The 17,723-nt window shown below is 48.3% G+C and carries 12 protein-coding genes; 3 read left to right on the top strand and 9 right to left on the bottom strand.

Annotated features, from left to right (window positions below; translation table 11 throughout):
- Positions 1-67: 67 nt before the first annotated feature.
- The 4 genes from ACQ4M5_RS13700 to ACQ4M5_RS13685 are packed head-to-tail and all read right to left on the bottom strand — an operon-like array spanning position 68 to position 6,792.
- Positions 68-1,441 carry a calcium-binding protein gene (locus ACQ4M5_RS13700; protein ID WP_430676186.1) on the bottom strand — a complete coding sequence of 458 codons (1,374 nt, stop codon included), beginning with the start codon at positions 1,439-1,441 and terminating at the stop codon, positions 68-70.
- Positions 1,442-1,492: 51 nt separating this feature from the next.
- Positions 1,493-2,962 carry an HlyD family type I secretion periplasmic adaptor subunit gene (locus tag ACQ4M5_RS13695; protein WP_430676185.1) on the bottom strand — a complete coding sequence of 490 codons (1,470 nt, stop codon included), beginning with the start codon at positions 2,960-2,962 and terminating at the stop codon, positions 1,493-1,495.
- 19 nt (positions 2,963-2,981) lie between these two features.
- Positions 2,982-6,017 carry a peptidase domain-containing ABC transporter gene (locus tag ACQ4M5_RS13690; protein WP_430676184.1) on the bottom strand — a complete coding sequence of 1,012 codons (3,036 nt, stop codon included), beginning with the start codon at positions 6,015-6,017 and terminating at the stop codon, positions 2,982-2,984.
- A gap of 1 nt (position 6,018) precedes the next feature.
- Positions 6,019-6,792 carry a hypothetical protein gene (locus tag ACQ4M5_RS13685; RefSeq protein ID WP_430676183.1) on the bottom strand — a complete coding sequence of 258 codons (774 nt, stop codon included), beginning with the start codon at positions 6,790-6,792 and terminating at the stop codon, positions 6,019-6,021.
- 389 nt (positions 6,793-7,181) lie between these two features.
- On the opposite strand from ACQ4M5_RS13685, the gene ACQ4M5_RS13680 reads away from it, so the two are divergent.
- The gene (locus ACQ4M5_RS13680) at positions 7,182-8,510 is read left to right on the top strand and encodes a hypothetical protein (RefSeq protein WP_430676182.1); all 1,329 of its coding nucleotides are present in this window, start codon (positions 7,182-7,184) and stop codon (positions 8,508-8,510) included.
- Between the two features lie 39 nt (positions 8,511-8,549).
- Here ACQ4M5_RS13680 and ACQ4M5_RS13675 read toward each other — a convergent pair whose 3' ends face one another.
- Positions 8,550-9,611: an IS4 family transposase gene (locus ACQ4M5_RS13675; protein WP_430676181.1), complete on the bottom strand. Its 1,062-nt coding sequence runs from the start codon at positions 9,609-9,611 to the stop codon at positions 8,550-8,552.
- Positions 9,612-9,723: 112 nt separating this feature from the next.
- Here ACQ4M5_RS13675 and ACQ4M5_RS13670 point away from each other — a divergent pair, with 112 nt between their 5' ends.
- Positions 9,724-10,305, top strand: coding sequence for a hypothetical protein (locus ACQ4M5_RS13670; protein ID WP_430676180.1), 582 nt, complete (start codon positions 9,724-9,726; stop codon positions 10,303-10,305).
- A gap of 87 nt (positions 10,306-10,392) precedes the next feature.
- On the opposite strand, the gene ACQ4M5_RS13665 is transcribed toward ACQ4M5_RS13670, so the two are convergent.
- Both ACQ4M5_RS13665 and ACQ4M5_RS13660 read right to left on the bottom strand, forming a co-directional pair.
- Positions 10,393-13,617 (bottom strand): hypothetical protein, encoded by a 3,225-nt coding sequence (locus tag ACQ4M5_RS13665; protein WP_430676179.1) that lies wholly within the window; start codon positions 13,615-13,617, stop codon positions 10,393-10,395.
- 685 nt (positions 13,618-14,302) lie between these two features.
- Positions 14,303-14,902, bottom strand: a complete 600-nt coding sequence (locus ACQ4M5_RS13660) for a helix-turn-helix domain-containing protein (protein ID WP_430676178.1) — start codon at positions 14,900-14,902, stop codon at positions 14,303-14,305.
- 347 nt (positions 14,903-15,249) lie between these two features.
- Between ACQ4M5_RS13660 and ACQ4M5_RS13655 the strand changes: the two genes are divergently transcribed.
- Positions 15,250-15,774, top strand: a complete 525-nt coding sequence (locus ACQ4M5_RS13655; protein ID WP_430676177.1) for a hypothetical protein — start codon at positions 15,250-15,252, stop codon at positions 15,772-15,774.
- Here the strand turns inward: ACQ4M5_RS13655 and ACQ4M5_RS13650 are convergent.
- Positions 15,704-16,906 (bottom strand): DNA cytosine methyltransferase, encoded by a 1,203-nt coding sequence (locus tag ACQ4M5_RS13650; protein WP_430676176.1) that lies wholly within the window; start codon positions 16,904-16,906, stop codon positions 15,704-15,706. The two genes, ACQ4M5_RS13655 and ACQ4M5_RS13650, sit on opposite strands and share 71 nt — an antisense overlap.
- Before the next feature lie 337 nt (positions 16,907-17,243).
- The gene (locus ACQ4M5_RS13645) at positions 17,244-17,639 is read right to left on the bottom strand and encodes an NIPSNAP family protein (RefSeq protein WP_430676175.1); all 396 of its coding nucleotides are present in this window, start codon (positions 17,637-17,639) and stop codon (positions 17,244-17,246) included.
- Between the last annotated feature and the right edge of the window lie 84 nt (positions 17,640-17,723).

Below are 17,723 nucleotides of genomic sequence, written 5' to 3'. Positions count from 1 at the left end.
GCGATTTTTGCCACAACGTTTGAATAGAAAATGGGGTGCGCTAAACACCCCAGAAACGACTATCGGCTTAGGCTTGCAGGATCAAATCATTTGTTGTGAGCGTGGCTCCACCCAGCAACTCAGCAAACTGAGCGCCATTTCCAAATCCTGCTTCGGCTCCATTCGAGTTATAGAATAGTTTCCCGCTTTGGCTTTGAACAATGATTGCCTCACTGGTTGCTGCATCTTCGTCTGTAGAGACATTCGCTAATGCCGTCTCTGGAATCGCGCCTTGAACTTGTGAACCAGCTAATGCCGCAAATGTAGTGGGATCTAGACTAATTTTGTCAGTCCCAGGCTTAAAGTCTACGATCGTATCGATGCCAAGATCTGCTGCTGCAAAAGGCTGACCAGAACTAAAGACGAATTGATTTGCCCCTGCACCACCAAGTAAGCGATCGCTGCCGCCGCCACCGCTCAACACATCATCACTCGAACCACCCAGCAGCAGATCATCGCCAAGCTCACCCCGCGCAATTAACGACTTATCACTGCTACTTCCTACAGCAATATCATTGCCTTCACCGCCCAGAAATACCAATTCACGGATGTTGGGATCAAGAAGGCGATCGGCAATCAAAATATCATTGCCACCACTTGCATTCAGTTCAACACGCTCAACTTCTTGATAATTCATGCTGAAGGGAGTTTGAGTGAAGCGATCGAGGCGTATATTCTGCCCGTCTTGCCTGATCGAGAATAGTTCGTCCTCCGGAGCGGTATTGACTACGGAAGTATCGCTGCCTGCACCACCTGAAATTTGGTCTGAGCCATCGCCAGGATTCCAAGTGAAAAAATCGTTTTCTAACCCTCCTAGCAATCTATCCGCACCTTTGCCACCGACCAAGCTATCCTGACCGTTACCGCCATCCAATGTATCATCGCTAATTCCACCAATCAGCGAATCGTCATTTTCGTCGCCCTGCGCCACAATCGGAATGCTGGCTCCATTCCCATTCAGCGAATCCTTGCCATCCCCTCCCTGCAATCGAATGGATCTGAGGGTTGTTCCAGTTAGATCTCCGATCGTCAATGAATCATCTCCACCGCTTGCCTGAAGCGTAAATTGCTCTAAGTCTTGAATTGGCTGAATTATTGGATTAGGAGTCGTGCGCTCCAAGACGGGTTGACCTGCTTCTTGTCGAAGGATAAAGGTTTCGGTTTGCTCATCTCCTCCAAATTGTTGAGGAGCAGTTGGGCTTTGTGCTACTGGATCACCAGACACTAGCACATCATTTCCTTGATCGCCCAAAAGTCGATCGCGCCCTCCATTACCAACCAGCACATCAGCTTCAGCAGTGCCTTGTAGACTATCATTTCGCAGGGAACCAATTTGCGTTCCAAGAAGGGATAACGCATCATTGTTGATTGCTGCTTCAGTCGTTACTGGATCAAATGTCATAAGTTTCTCCAAAGTTTGGAAAATTTTGTGTTCTCTCGCGAAGACTCATCTTTATTTCACCGATCGCACACCGTCAAATGCTTTCATGATTGAGTCAGCTACATAAGCGATCGGCGGACGAGAATCGGTTTTGATATTTGCGGTCAGCGACATCCCCGGAATGAGTAAAAATCGCTGATTCTGCTTCTGTAGAAAGGGTTTTGCAAGCTGAACTTCAACCTGGAAAACGGGTTGAGCGTTAGGATTGCCGTCGGGAACGACAGCATCACTACTAACTCTCGTAATCGTTCCATTTACGGCGCTAAATTCAGTGAATGGAAACGCATCTAGGCGCACTTCAACCGGGCTGCCAACCTTGAGCCGAGCAATGTCAGTATTCGCAACCTGGATTCTTGCAACCACAGATTCTTTCGGCACAATTTGAAGCAACGCTTGACCGGGCTGCGCGACTCCTCCAGGCAACTTGGGACCCACATTAAAGGCAAATCCACTAACAGTTGCTTTGAGATCTTTGGATTGCAAATCAAGCTGTGTTTGTTTGAGTTGGGCATCGAGTTGAGTCAGTTGGCGCTGGCTATCTTGAATTATGTTGTCTAGCTGAGTATCGAGTTGCGCGAGTTCTGTTTGAACAGCACGTAAGCGATCGCTAATTGTCTTTCGTCCTTCAATTTGAGTTTGTGCCTGACTCACATTGAGTTGACTCAGCCGCACTTGATTCTGATTCAACTCGTTCTGCAAACGGTTCAAATCGGTCACGCGCCTGAGATAAGCAACCCGTGGAATTGCCCCCTGTTGCGCCAATGATTGCAGGTTATTCAAAACTTCCTGCTCGATCTTTAGCCGTGTGGCTGCTTCATCTAGTTGAGCTTTTGCTCCGACCGTTTGCGTTTGTAGCCCGTTAGCTTGCAAGGTACTGAGCGATCGCTGGTCACTCAATTCTTGCAGGAACAGGTTATATCGCTGAAGCTGATTCGGCGAAAGACCTTGAGGGTTTGCAGTTAACTGTGCTATCAGCAATGCGCGATCCTGCACGCGATTGAGTAATTCCGGTGGGATACTCAATCCAGGCTGAAGAGCCGCCGTTTTCCCTTGTCGAGCTGCCCGCAGAACACTGACCTGTTGCAGTAACGGTTGGCGCTGCCGCAACTGACTCTCAAGCTGATTGAGTAGCTCAGATCGATCAAGCTGAAACAGCGTTTGTCCTGGTTGCACCTCCTGCCCTTCCTGCACTAAAACAGCCGTGATCACTCCTCCCGTTTTCGATTGAATGGGCTGCGGGGAAGATAGAGGTTCAAGTTTGCCACGAGCAGTAACAACAACATCAATTCGAGCCGTGACAGACCAGACTCCAGCAACACCTAGCCCAAACATAATAAGAACAAGTGACCACTTCGCCCAGCGTTGCGGCTGAGGAAAATCGAGTGCAGGCGTATCTAGTTGTTTTCCAATGCGTTCAGTCGTCGTATCTAAACGACTTCTGGCGAGTTGAATCAAGTCGTTAAACCAGCGAATTTGAGCCATATCCAATGTTTTGAAAATGCTAAAGGGTCAGGTGTGCCTGTTGGGTATAGAGGCAGTAATATCGTTGCTGTCGTGCCATTAATTCGGCGTGTGTGCCTTGTTCTACGATCGCGCCATTGTGCAAATAGACGACCCAATCCGCCTTTTTCACATTCGCGAGTCGATGCGTGATGAAAAATACGGTGCGGTCGTTAAAAGTCTTCATCAAGTTTTCAACGACTCGCCGCTCTGTTTCGTAATCAAGGGCGCTGGTGGCTTCATCAAGAATCAGCAGTCGTGGATCAGTTAGGATCATTCGGGCGATCGCAAGACGTTGCCGCTGTCCCCCTGAAAGAGATGCTCCTCGTTCTCCGATTGAAGTACTATAGCCATCGGGCAGGGTCATGATGAAATCGTGAATTTCTGCGAGTACCGCTGCCTGCATCACCGTCGCATCATCCACATCTCGAAATGCTGTAATGTTCTCGCGAATCGTGCCATCGAATAGCGTTGTGTCCTGAGGGACATAGCCTAGCTGATCGCGCAGCGATGCTAAATTAACTTTCGAGATGTCAATGCCATCAATGTAGATGCTTCCTTGCTGAGGTTCATATAACCGTGGGAGGAGCTTGACCAATGTACTTTTTCCTGAACCACTCTGTCCCACAATTCCGACGAATGATCCTGGCGCAACATCAAGATTAATATCGATGAGTTGACGCTGTTCTAGCTGAAAGCCAAAGCCAGTATTGACGTATTGAACACGCCCAACGATCGAAGGTAGCGTTAACTTCTGCGCTTCATGCGGCGAGAACTCTGTAGCAGTATTCTTAACATCTGCTAGAAGTTCCATCGATAGATTTGCTTCCTGAATGGTTTGACCAAGATTTGCAAGCCTGACCATCGGACCCGTCACATAGCCAGCAATAATCCGAAACGCGATCAAACTGCCGAGCGATAATTCACCTTTGAGAACTAACCCACCGCCAATCCACAGCACTAAAAGGCTACTAAAGTGATTAATAAAAGTCCCCGTAGACTGGAAAATGGTGCTGGCTAGATGAGTGCGAAAACTGCTACCTAGATACTGTAAGTAATGGTTTCGCCAGGTTGACTGCATGAGCGGCTCCATTCGTTGCACCTTCACCGTAAACATTCCGCTAAGAGTTTCGATGAGGTACGATTGCATTCTTGCATGATGATCAGATCGACGACGAATGAGCTTGTCTAATACTGGCGATGCAAGTAAGGTCAGCCCAATTACGATCGGAACTGAAGCGAGAACACATAGGGTTAGAGGAATGCTGTACAGAAGCATCACGCCAACGTAGAGCAGGGAGAATACAACATCAAGAACGACCGTTAGCGCCGTTCCAGTCAGGAATTTACGTATTGTCTCTAACTCAGACACTCGTGCAGCTAATTCTCCAACTGGACGCTTTGTGAAAAACGGTAGCGACAAATTAAGCAGATGACGAACAATTTCAGTGCCTAACTCTAAATCAACTCGATTCGTAGTGCTGCTAAACAAATAGGATCGTAGAATTGTGAGAATTGTTTCCAGTGCGGTAAATACCAGCAGCAAAACTGCAAATAAAGGCAGTGCGTTCGCGCTTCCATTAATAATTGCCTTGTCGATGATTTGCTGCGTGATTAGCGGGTTTGCTAGTCCCAACAATTGCACAAAAAGCGACGCAACGAAAATTTGAATCAGAATTGATTTGTGCTGATTGAAGTAGGGCAATAACCATCGCCAACCAAATTGCTGAGTCGGACTGTGGGGCTTTCGTTGAAAAACAAGGGCTGTACTCAGCGATCCAGTCGGGCTATTTTCGTCGATCGAGAGTTGTTTGATTAAATTTTCTGGGGGCAGTTCTACTAACCCTGAGTGTGGGGATGCCGCGATCGCACGATTCTCATTCACCTCATACAGCACCCAAGGCAGATGCTCTACAAAGATAAACGCGGGAGTCTGTAACCGCATCAGCCCACCCGCCGTCGCCGAAAATCGCACTCGATAAGCCTTGAGTTCAAAGGCATCTGCAATTCGTCGATACCAGTCGAGTCGGTCATCTGGCAGAGCTTCTAATCGGGCGTACCATTTCCGCAGATGATCGGGACGGTAAGGAATATTGAGAAAATCGCACACATTCCAAAACGCGATCGCTAATGCTTCACCTAAATCGGGAGATCGCGCCAAATGTGCCGGATAAGATTTTGCAGGTGGAAGTAAGGCAGGATCAGAGACTTGTGAACTTGTCCCCATGTTCAACAGCCGCTCCATCTGAGCCAAAATGCCGTCAGATGACTGAATTGGCGCTGAAGCTTGACTGGCTGGCAACTGGGGCAGTGATTCTCGCATTAAGCGAACTGCAAGAAATGTGCGCTCAATGCCTACAACTCGCACCGGAAAGAATTGAGCTTGCGGAATCTGGTCAGCAGTTGCAATGACACTGCCGACCGCTGCACTCGAAGGAAATCCGCTACTCACCAACCAGAGGTAGTCCGAGGATAAAGGCTCTGAAACAGACGACGCACTACCATACTGCTGAATGATCGCAGCCCGTTGATCAACAACCTCACGGACCAGCGTTGGAACATCTGAAATCTCTAATTGAGTTGGAACAAGGTTGAGAAAGTGAGTCAATATGTCGTACAGTTCAATCGCACTGACAGGCGATGATTGTGAATATAGGTCTGTGGTAGCAATTTGCTCAAAAATGTCAGCAGCGATCGCAAGGGCTAATACTTCTTGATCAAATCCAGCAGCCCGAATTGATCCAACGCTTCTGCGCCGAAGTAAAGCTTCCCAGCCAACAGTTTCCCCTACACCGATTCGTGCGATCGTTGGGCACTGATCCACCATTGATCCGACTACCCGAATCGATCCCTGAACGACACAGTAAACGGCATTCGGTAACTCCTGCTCACTCTGAATCACCTCTCCTGGTCGGAATGCCAGCAATTGGACATTACTCGCTACCTGCCGACAAGCCGCTGCGGACAACCGATTGAATGGGTAAGACTGGAACAAACTGGGCAAGAATGATCTCACCTCTGAAGCAATATTAATCATCTCAAAAATTTGAAATTGTAGAATCAATCGAGCCAATCTGGAGTTGCCCAGGTTGCGCCAATTTGGTTTGAACTTGTGCCGTGAGCCATTCCTGGAATAGCTGATCACGCAACTGCGATCGCACAACATTTGTCAATTGGGCTGAATAGTACCGCTCTAATTTCACCACCCAAAACTGTGTTCCGATCTGGAATGGTCCGTACACCTTACCTTCGCTCCCACTGCAAAAAGCTTCAGCAACTAAATTAGGAACTTCAACTAGCGGAACAGGACCTACGCGCCAAGGGCAAGGGTCAGAACTATGAGAGAGCCAAGATTGAGCAATTTTAGAAAACTCGATCCCATCATCGCGGATTGCAAAGAATAATTCTTGGGCAAGCTGCGAGTTCGACGTTTGAATGACTGAGAATTCTACCCGATCGAACCGCGCTTTACGCCGCAGAAATTCAGATTCAAGCTGTGGATCAAAATAAGAATGCTTCAGTTTCTGAATGCGAAGCGGACGGATTACGCGCCATTCCAGAACGCTCTGAGAAATGTGGCGACGCTGCATCTGTTCAGAAAGCCAACTCTTAAAATCATCGGGTTGCTGAGAGCGATCCTGCCCAGTTAAAGCTGCAAAAATTTCACCTTCTGAAAGCGCAATTTGAGGCAGAACTTCAGCATCCAACCACAGTTGAGCTAAGAGCGAATCTAGCAACTGATAGCACACAAGCCCATTCATCACTTGATCAGGAGAAAGCGTAATATCTCCAAACCGCAAGCAAATTGCCATAGCAAAATATGAGAAGGTTTAAATTGATTCAAAGCCGAACGTCAAAAAGCAATCTGGAGATATCAGCAGAACGCCTTGAGAAACTATCCTTTGACAAACACTACTCCAGAGCCATCTATAGACTCTTAACATACTTCTTCAATTGCTCATACACATCTTGAGAGTGATCTCAAGAAGTTGAGTGTCAGTGCTTTCACATTTGTTGCTCAATCCGAACTCTCTATCCAATGGATGAGGAGATCGTTTTTAAGCGCGATTAGCGTGGAACTAATCTGCTGGCTCAAGCAGCATTTCAGAACTGCACTCAAATTCATCATTCGCAAAGCCAAGTTGCACCTGCGCTGGCTTAGATATTGCAGCTAAATCATGTCATTTCTAAAGGAGTCCTGATGAAACGCTTTTGGACATTGGGCGGTGGACTTTCATTGTCTACCCTTGCACTATTGTTTTACGCATTAGGTCCAGGTAGTGAGCAGTTGCAAACAAAACAAGCTGTTCCTGCCCAAATCGAAGCAGTTTACGAAGATGCGATCGCGCAAGCCGAGCAAGCAGCCAAACGGCAGCAGTTTGATCGAGCGATCGAGATTGCCGATGGGATACCCACGAATAGCCGACACTCCCAGACTGCCCAACAACTGAGAGAATCCTGGTCGCAAGCCCTACTCCAGCAAGCCAATGCGGAATATCGCAAAGGCAATGTTCAGGCTGCGATCGCGAAACTCCAGCCCATTTCACAATTCAATCCATTAGCCTCACAAGCAGCTTCACTCCGAACAACTTGGAGAACCGAAGCGCAACAACTCGATCAAGTCACGAAAGCGATCGCGGCTAAAAACTGGACTCAAGCCTTGCAAGCGATCGAGCCACTTCGCGGAACTGAATTATTTAATACACCGCGAGTTCAAGCATTATTCAATCAGGCAATCACGAATGCGTTTAATACAACTGCCGTGGCACAACTCTCAGCGCCGCCACCCATTACCAATTCTATTACTCCAGTCCCCATTCAAATCACTCAACCCGCCGCCCCAACTATCACCCCACCGACATTAAGAGCAGTCGCCATCCCAGCAGAAGGGGCATTGGAGGCATCAGTTCCACGTTCGTCAGCAACGGTAGCAACGGCTCCAATTCCAGTGCCGAGCCTACCAGTCCCTAATTCTTCATCAACTACCCTTCCACCGCCTCCAGCGCCAATTTCAGTTGCCACTTCAAATTCACCTAGCAGTCCGATTCCGTCTCGTGCTGCAACCACCGCATCTAGCCAAGCCGAATCCTCCACCTCAACGCCCGTAGAATCTCAGCAACCAGCAATTGAATCACCCGAAGTGGTGACACAAACAGCACCGTCAGGAAACGAAGCACCTTCTCCACAAGCGGCGATAACGCCAACAGTTAGCACGGAGCGCGATTCAGTAGAAACAAAGCCTCCTGTTCAATCTGTCCCGATTCCCGTTCCATCTCCACAGCAGTCGATCGCTCAAGGTAACACTGATAGAACGCAGCCAGAACTTGAGCGTTTACAACTTAACCAAGCGTCTCCTAGCACTTCGGCTATTCCAACAACGTCTTCTAAACCAACTACTCCAGCCAATCCTGAAGAAATTGTGCCAGAAGAAACAGTTGTGGTAGCTGACCTCTTGAATGCTGAAGCCCTAAATAAAGTGACTGAAGTGGTTCGCAAGCAAGAAGCTGTTGCATTGGGAACAGCAAACTAAGATTACCAGAAGATATTGCTCTGAGTTTGAGATAATCCCCTAAGTACAGGACAAAAATTGTAGAACTTGCATAAATTCGCTTGCTTTGCGCTCGAAATTGAGAACAATATTGCGCAGATGATCTAAGCCATAACGAAAGATACTTTTCGCTCTGCGACCATGCTTCTTAATCGTGAGCGGTTTGAGTTGATGCAACCACTCGCCGATGAGAATTGCCCAGCACAAGGCTAAAGAGAGCAAAGCTAAGAGCTTACTCAAACGCTCTGGGTCTGTCAGATGGGTCGATTCCAAGCAGAAGCCACGGGTCTTGAACATGCCAAAAAGGGTTTCAATTCCCCATCGCTTGGCGTAATCAGCAATGGCAGATTTGGGAGCGCTTTGAGTTGCGACCACCAGCAGTTCGCCATTCTCTAAGCGCAGTGCAGCAATGTACACCCAATGCCCCCATAAGCGCCGTTTGTGCCGCAAGACTTTGGTCTGCCCACGCTGCAAATCGACAAACAACCCTCGAACCTTGCGACTGGTACGACCATTACTGAGCTTGTGATTTTCTCGAATCCGAATCCGAAACGGGGTGAGCGGGTCTTGCAACAGATAGCCAAACCAAGCTTTGCCCACGAACTCCCGGTCTGCCGTGAGACAGGCAATTTTGCGATCTCCAAAGCGCTGTAGAAATTGGTTAAATAGCTCAATGCGTTCATTGGTATTCGAGTTCCCCCGCTTATCGAGCAAGCACCAGACCAACGGAAAAGCCACGCCTTCATGCACTACGCCCAGCATCAAGATGTTGAACACACAATCGCCAAACTGCCAGTCAGTACGGTCAATCGAAAGCGTCCAAGGTTCAGGAATCGCCATCAGTGCCACTACCGCTTCGGCAATCTCCGCATAATCTAACTCGTAGTCTCGGAAAAATCGTTGGAGCCGCTTGTAATGCGAATCGGTCTGTGCGTTGCCAGCGAACCCAGTCGCAAGTTCACTGAAGTTGATCGTCTTGACGCGGAATAGCGCAATCAGAAAGGCTGCTAGGAAGCTCAGCCTCGCTCCATGCCATGCCAAATGCGGTCGTAATCGTTCTCGAAGTAGAGTAACCTGGTTCATAGGGGTTTTATGTTTTGAGGATGTGGTAATTCTCATGAAACCCCTTCCTGCCCCCTATTCGCAAGTTTTTGTCCTGTACTTAGGATAATCCCTATCACTAAAGGGATCGCGTGTGAGACAAGAAGACTTTTACTCTACTCGATTGATTCATATCATTGTTAAATTTCTGGCAGCATTGAGCATTGTTCTGGTAATCGGTGCAACCGAGCAGGTTGAGGCTGCCCCTAAACCCAGATCAACTGTTGCAAAAGGTCAAATTCCCTATCCAAATCCAATAACCAATTCACCGCCTCGAATTCAGCAGATTCGCTACGGCAGCGTGATTCCTGGGGTGCTTGCTCCTGGTGGCTTTCAGTTCCGAGGGCGATTTTTCGATGCTTACCGATTTACAGCGCGGCAGGGAGACTGGATTAATGTCAGTTTAGTCGGATCAGAGGATTCGCGGCTCAAACTTCAGCCAGCCTTTGTTCTGCTTAATTCAGCGAACAACGTTGTGGCTGAAGGCAAGCAAAATCCGGCAACAATCAATGTTTCACTAAAAACAAAGATTCCTGCTACTGGAACTTATACGATCGTTGTCACCAGCCTTCGTTCTGGCGATATCGGTCGTTACAGTTTGGCGCTTCAACGGATTTATTACAAGCGCGACCAGCCGCAAAACTCCGTCTCACGTCGTCCTCGGCGATCGCGATAATTCCTGCTCACGTTTTGGTGAGAAGTAACAGCGCAACTTTCACCAAAGCTGTTGCTTGGACATGAAAAGTTTTGCACTGCGATCGATCTAACCGCTAGATCGAAAATTTATCGAAAGTTTGGCTACATCTTGCGGCATCAGCGTTAGGAGTAAGGCTGAGATAGCTTTGATGTGAGCCTGCGCGGTTAGTAGTCGCCAAGTCGATTGTCGATCTGAAGGCGGAATCCAGGAGAGAAAAACTTCATAGATAGTTTCAAGCACTTGGATTGGTGTTTGACAAGCTGATAAAGCCTCCTCTGCGACAGAAGTGAGATCTACCGAAGATGATGTTGAATGTGTATGAGAAGTGTTGCGATCTGGATCTAATAGCAGTTGTAATAATTTGCGAAATTTTCGGCTGATGTATCCCTGACTTACTCCAACTTGTTCTGCGATCGCTGCTTGCGTTGGTTTTTGCCGAATCGCTTGGAGGTAATCTACTGCTTGCTGAATTGCGATCGTAAGCTGTTCTGTTTGAGTTGCCGCCTCCACCGTAACTTCTGATGCTTTGAGCAATTCAACTTCAAAGCTCACTGGAAAATCGGTAATTAGAACCACTTGCAGAGATTCTGAGGAGCGACGGTGCGATCGCAATCGTCCAATTTCTTGAATCAGTTCAGCTTGAATCGTCTGATGTAGCCATGCTTGAAATTCAGGCATAGTCTCGATCGCGACAGTCCCAGTGAGCGCCGTGAATTCTGACAGCATTTCAAGCAAATTAGGGCAAGGCGCACCCACAATCAACAGCGTTTTGGTGTCTAGGAAGGTGTTGACCCCACGCCCATCGCGCCAATGAGCGCCGTCCGCGCCGAATTTTTTGAAGTCGATAACTTTAGTTGTGGGATCAATCGATCGATAATGCTCGATCAACGCTGCTAGTCGCCGCTCTTGCTGCTTGCCCCGTTGCATTCCCATACGCCCTAAATCGGTAATCTGCCTGATGGCTAGATTTTCTAGTGCAGGAGCAGTTTGACGACACACAAAAATCTCATGCAGTGGGCACTGTAATTTTCGAGCAAGTTCTTCTGGTGTTAGTGTCGCATCTAGGAAAATGGTTGCTTTTGCTGAATTAGCGATCGCACGATGACGAGAATCAGGCATGGTGAGCGTCAAAGTCTGACGATGAAAGGATAGATAAGCACCTGGTATTCTTTGCTCCACAACCATTAAGAACTCGATAAACCATTGTTTGAGAACTAATTGATTTGCTTGTTCAGCTTTCACGCGATCGCTCTCTAAAAATTGCTTCCGCAAATTTCGAGGCAACTCCTGCAAATCCACACCGTATTCTGCGGTGGTATTGAGAAAGCCCAAATTCGGCTCGATTAGTTGAGCAATATGATCGAGATTGATCGAAGATAGTTCAGGTAGCCGCGCTAAGACTTCTGAGTGGGACAATCCAAACCTGCCAGATTTTGCAGTGAATAATTGAATTAACGCATTGATCAACGGCTTCAGCGTTTCTAACAATGCAGTATTCTCGCTTAACAGCAATCGAATCAGCGCATCCACATCGCTTAGTGTCACCTGAATTTTTCGAGAAACCTTAAAACTCTGTCCAGCTTCATCCCATGCCAGCAGCACTTCACCATAGTTGTAATCCGAAGGGGCGGCAAGACTATCGGGGTGAGATCGCACTTTAGTCGCCAAAAGTGCCTCGCGACGCTGATAAAGAAATCCGTAACCATTGCCCTGATTATGTGTACAGCATTCTTTAAGCGGACAAGTCCCACAAATTAAACTTGCGGTATCGGCTCCTTGAACATTTTTCGATCGCAGCACTCCAATCAACTGAGTTCGATTGCAATTAGGCGGAACTGAATATGGCTCATTCGGACTAACCCGCTGGAGTCGAGAACTGCCATCCGGCTGCACCACATTGACTAAGCCAGCGTGCCGCGCTTCGAGGTCAGTCCAGCCCTGCACGAGTGTCTGAGTGGTGGGATTACGATGCTCATTCGATACGTAAAAGATTTGTTTGGCTCCAAAATCTCCTGGGGTAATTTGCCCAGTCGTGTAGGACTTTCCGCCTCCGGTTGTGCTGAGATCCAGAATATATCGGTATCCACGTTGACTTGCAGATTGCCAGACAGACAAGCGATCGCTTGCCTGATATTCCAAAATTCGATCTGAAGCACTCGGCGCGGCTGGAGGTGCAAATCCCCGCTTAGGTGGCATTCGAGGCGTGAGTTTCCGCAGAACGTGCTTGAGTTCTTGAACAAGTAAGTTCTCTTGCTGCGCCGCGATCGCTTCAAACTGATCGACGCTGATCAAAGCTGCTTGATCAAACGTGGTCTGATCGATCTCGTCAATATCGCCATTGGCTTTAACCGTTTGACCCCACCAGCGAATTTTGACGTGATAGCCCCAGCTTTGAAGTTGGTTCCAAGTGGCGCGGTACTGCGTTAGAACATCTCGGTTTTGAACGGCTCCACCGTCCGCATTCAAGACAACAATATTTGTACCAAGCTCACGAGCAGCCTGTTCTAGATAGGCTGACAGCAACTTAGGACTTCTGATCCAATGTCCGCCTGCGGCTCCAATGACGATTAATCCAAATCGCTGCGCCGTGATTAATGGCTTGAGAAATCCTTCTGCTAAATTAATCTCGGCTCGTTTAGGGGCTTCTGGTGGTCGATAAAACCCGATCGGCACTTCTCCATTGGGCAGATAGATTCCTGCGCCGTCGATCGTTTCTGAGCTAACCCAAAAATATTTGCCAAAGTTGGGTTTAATTTGAGCGCCGAGAACCTTGCCATCTGGATCAGGAACCACGATCGCAAATCCTTGATACTGCCGCAACCGTCGCCTACTATCCACACCAGGCAGATCGATCGTCACCCCTGGAACATCTGCGCCAGATACCCACGTCCATAGCAAGCCTTCACGATGCGCCCGCTCAATCTGCTCCTCGCTCAAGCCACGTCGAATCAAATCCTGACGATGGCGCGAAGCAGGATAACCCGATTGAAAACAAATTCGTCGAAACTGGCGATCGCGCTCCTCAACGCTCAAAACTGGGCGTAGTGGAACGGTTAGAGCTTTACGAATCTCGGAACGATCTCGCTGGGAAGTGGCTGAATTCTGATTTGAATCCGCATCAATCCACATCAGAAAGCCTAGGCTGTCCTCCCCGACATATCGAAAGCCTGGAGGGTTTGCGTCCAAATCGCGGCAGTGAATCCGTCCTGTAGAGATATGTTCACGACAATCTCGGCGTGCGCCCTGACACACGGGGCAATCACGCTTCAGCATCCGAAAACTTCGACTCATGGCTGGAGTCCTCCCCACACATTAGAAAGGCGGGTGCGCTCCCCAAGACACGGGAGATCGCAGAAACTCCAGGCAAACGGAAAAATGCCCTCTCTCTTCCCATCGATCGACGGGAAGTTCCAATTCATTTGCATAAATTGCCTCTACTTCGTGGGGCACGAAGCAGCAGAGCAAATTTGGCATCTTTCCTGCCAAATTGGTACGATGAAGCCAGAGGCGCGGAATTAGGCATCCGCTCTCGGTTTCGGGGTACGGGGTGCGACTCTCCAGATAGGCTAGGCGACCAAACACTAACTATCGGAAGAGCAAGGCTCTGTTACTCCGGCACTATGTTTACAACTGAAATAACCCCAGCGCAAATTAACGGCTGAGGTAGGAAAATGACCTTTTTTGCGGCTTGGCGGAAGAGAAAGCCAGCAAAATCCTTGAAACGCTTGGGGGATCAGAGGTCGTCCGATTTTGAATGCGAAAATCCGGTGCCAGATCTTGGCACGACTTTGGAAAGTGTGGCATAATTCTACTCAACTCGACTTTTATTGAAGTCAAACAAAAACGTCACAACCCGTAAGAGTTGTGTTCTGAGCAATCTGTGTTGGCAGCACAGAACGCCAGTCAAATTAAATCGAACAATTTTAGGGGTGCTCCTAGGCGGGGGTTGCCCCTAAAGTTTTTTCAGCCCTGAAAATTAGGCGGTCTTCAGAACTGGCAACTTCGCTGGTACGTATGCGGTTGGGAGAACCTCCTTCTCAGCAAATAAAGATGAAATTTCCTTGCGCTTGCGACGACCCCGCGAGTTTGCGACCTTGAGCGAAAAGAGTTGATCAATGGTCTGCAACTGCAACGCCTGTCCGATCTTCTCGATCGAACTGAGATCAAATCGATTCATCGAGTCAAAGTCTCGGAACCAGCTTGAAATCGTGTTTGCGTGCATCCGGGTGTCGCGCTCTAAGCTGTATTGACTTCTTCCTTGCTGCTTCATGATCTCAGGCAGATGACAAAGCAGCTTGAACGAATCGGGCAGAACATCAAGAAATACGTCTTCTTGCGCTGGAGCCGACTCAAAATCAATCAGCTGTCCCACCCGCGTCAGCCCAAAAAGCCGACAACAATCTAGCAGTGAATCCTTCGTCAACCGCTTGGTGTGTCCGTAATACAGCTTGATCAGTTGTTCACGGGTGAGCGGTGAGTTGGGAATCTCCTGCTTCAAAATGTCACAGAGTCGATCGAGATCGTCACTTCCGATCCCGTAGTACTCCATAACCTTTGGCAGTTTGCTGACCAGCATCTTTAGATTCCTCTGGCAGGTGGTTTTGCTTTAAATTACAAGGTAGACTGCGAACTGTCAATATTTAAAGGCGGCTAAAATCGCAGATTTTCCAAATTGCAGAAAGGATCAAAGCCTTTCTAATTCTGGAGTTGACATTAACAAGAACTGAAATGCAGCTATAGGTACACCTGGATCTCATTCTGTTATTCACCTGCGATGCCACTTCAACTTAGGACAAACGCTCTACGGGCATTGAGATGGAGCGATTTGGAGGAGCGATCTCTGATTTTCCAAAGCTTGGAAAATCGCCTGAATTTTGCGATCGCTGCTTATACTTCTAGAGGCTGTACGAATCGATCTCAGGTATGCAGAGCTTCTTTATCCATGATGCCTATGAGTATTACCGCATGGACATTTACAACGAGCGACGGCTTGAATTGCTTAGAAGATATAACATTGCCATTCCTGGTAGTGTGTCTTCCAGAATGTGGGAATTGTTTGGAGCAATCTTAACGGGTCGCATGGGAAGAGGCGGACCGGGTTTGGATCTCCAAGATTATGAGGTCAAATCCAGCATGGAGGGAGCCTCGTTTGAGTACCAGTATCATCTCAACACCGGAGAAGCGAAATTACTGGAAGACATCAGAGCCGACCACATCTTTGTATCCTACAGCCCGGATTATGGAAACATAACCGTTCGGACATTGGCTGGATCAGTTTTAACTCCCCTTTTTCAAAGTTGGCTGCCTGGACTTAGGGAACGCTATGAGAATGCAGAATCGAACCGTCGATATCGTCGGAACGTTCCGTTTGGAACGGTCAGGACACAGGGAACGATCGTGATGCAGATTCAGGAAGGGGTGTTGATTTATCCGGTTGCTGACCCCTAAGTGTATCAACTTCAACCATTTCATTCAACATCGGATTGAGATAGTGCTTGGCAATCCACTCGATCGCTGGAACACAAACCGCATCTCCAAACCCAAAGAGAGCTTCGTTGAGCGAGAGCGTTGCTGGCAGGATGTAATCTTCGGCTCCCATGAGACGGGCACTTTCAATCTCATTGATTAATCGGACATCAAATTGTCCGTTTCCTGCACGAACAAGAATCTGACGGGCGCTGCCGCCTTTGGGTGTGCGTAAGCATCCCGCAAGACCATCGGTTCTCAGTTCAGCAGTCGATTGTTTAATCCCATCCCGCTGCCTCATGCGCCGAAAGACTGTTCCATACGACCACCGATCCGCTGCCATCATGCGATGAATGATTTGCTGATGCCGCTCAAACATTTGACTGAACAGATAGTCGGCGCGATCGCGAGACCACCACTGGGCTGAAGAATCGATCACGTCTTCAAGCTGCAAAACTCGCTCCGGCAGCATCGGTAGATTGCGAATCGACCATCTGATTTGAGGATTGGCTCTGATGAAGTCTGCGATCTTTTTAGGACGGGCATCACTTGAGTCATTTAGAGCAAACTCCTGCGCTAAAGAGTTGAGGGGCTGATTATGCAGACTCCCGATGACAAAAAGGCGAACGCGGCTCTGTGGAACAAAGTAAGCGGCATCGATGAGGAGTAGATCGACCGTGTAACCGATCGAGTTGAGAAGCTGCAAAATCTCTGCTAAATCTTTTCCGCCTCCAGAGGTGAGCAGCCCTTCAACATTCTCCAGCATGAGCAACGGCGGCAACTTTCTCAGTTCAAGCATTTCTCTAAGAATGCGGACGAACTCCCAAAAGGCTACAGACTCTCCAACATTGATTCCTCCGCGTGACCCTGCGACAGAGACATCCGTACAAGGAAATGAGGCATGAATCAGCGTCACAGGTGGAATATCGGCTCCCCTCACATCCTGAACATTAGCAAGATGATAGGGCTTAGTCCCAAAATGAGCGCGATATATCTTCTGTTTCTCCTTGCTGTAGTCAACGGCATAGGAGGTCTGCCAGCCTTGCTTCTCTAATGCAAACGAGACTAACCCAATACCTGCAAAGAAATCTGCTGCTGTTCTTAGATCCTGCATTCGTTCCACCAGTAAGATAGGGATTTAACCAGGAGAAACGCTTGATCCTTCTGGCTGGACGTTTGGGGAGTGCAGGACAAGTATAAGATAATTTGTACTAGATTTTTAGTCGATGGTTTGGTTTGCGATCGCAATAAGCGATCGCAGGGTTCGTGGGGCGTATGGGAGCGATCGCAAATTTTCCAAAGCTTGGAAAATTGCCTCAGTCTAGTGAACGTGACCTTTCAGGGGTGTCAGAAAGCGAGGCTGAACTGAGAGGAGATGCTCCCTCATCAATTTGACCTCGCCCATAATAAACAAATACTCACTTCAAGTTGCGCCAGAGCTTCTTCACCATTTAGTTCGCCAGCCGTCTGCTCGGTGAGTAATCGGTCAACTCTAATGTCCGAGCTTCAATGTCACCAACAAGCTGACCTTGCGCCTCAGCCGTCGCCTTCTTGATCTCCGCCCACTCTTGATCAGCCATGAACTTTGCCCAGCGCTCCTTCATCGTTTCCTGGTCGAACCACTCAAGTAGGTAGACTAACTCTGTACGGTTATCGTGCCGAGATTCCCAGGTCGCCACAATCTTGAAGCCATATCGTGCCATGATCCGCATCGCATCATCGCGAAACCGTTCGTGGAACGCTTTTCTATTACCATCGAAGATCTCGTAGATCCGCAATTGATGGATAACATCGGCAGTCGCTTTGACCCCTTTGGAAGATTGTGAAAAGCTGATAGTGGCGCTCATGATAGTGAATACCATCGCTAGGGTAGTTACAAGCAGAAATGTCTTGATGTGCATTATGAATAACCCTCTACTTGGCGTATTTGG

It is taken from the genome of Leptolyngbya sp. AN10, assembly GCF_050565645.1.
In the GTDB taxonomy this organism is placed as follows: Bacteria; Cyanobacteriota; Cyanobacteriia; order Leptolyngbyales; family Leptolyngbyaceae; genus Leptolyngbya.
The sequence above is the reverse complement of the archived record's forward strand: the minus strand, read 5'-3'. Positions and strand labels throughout refer to the sequence as shown.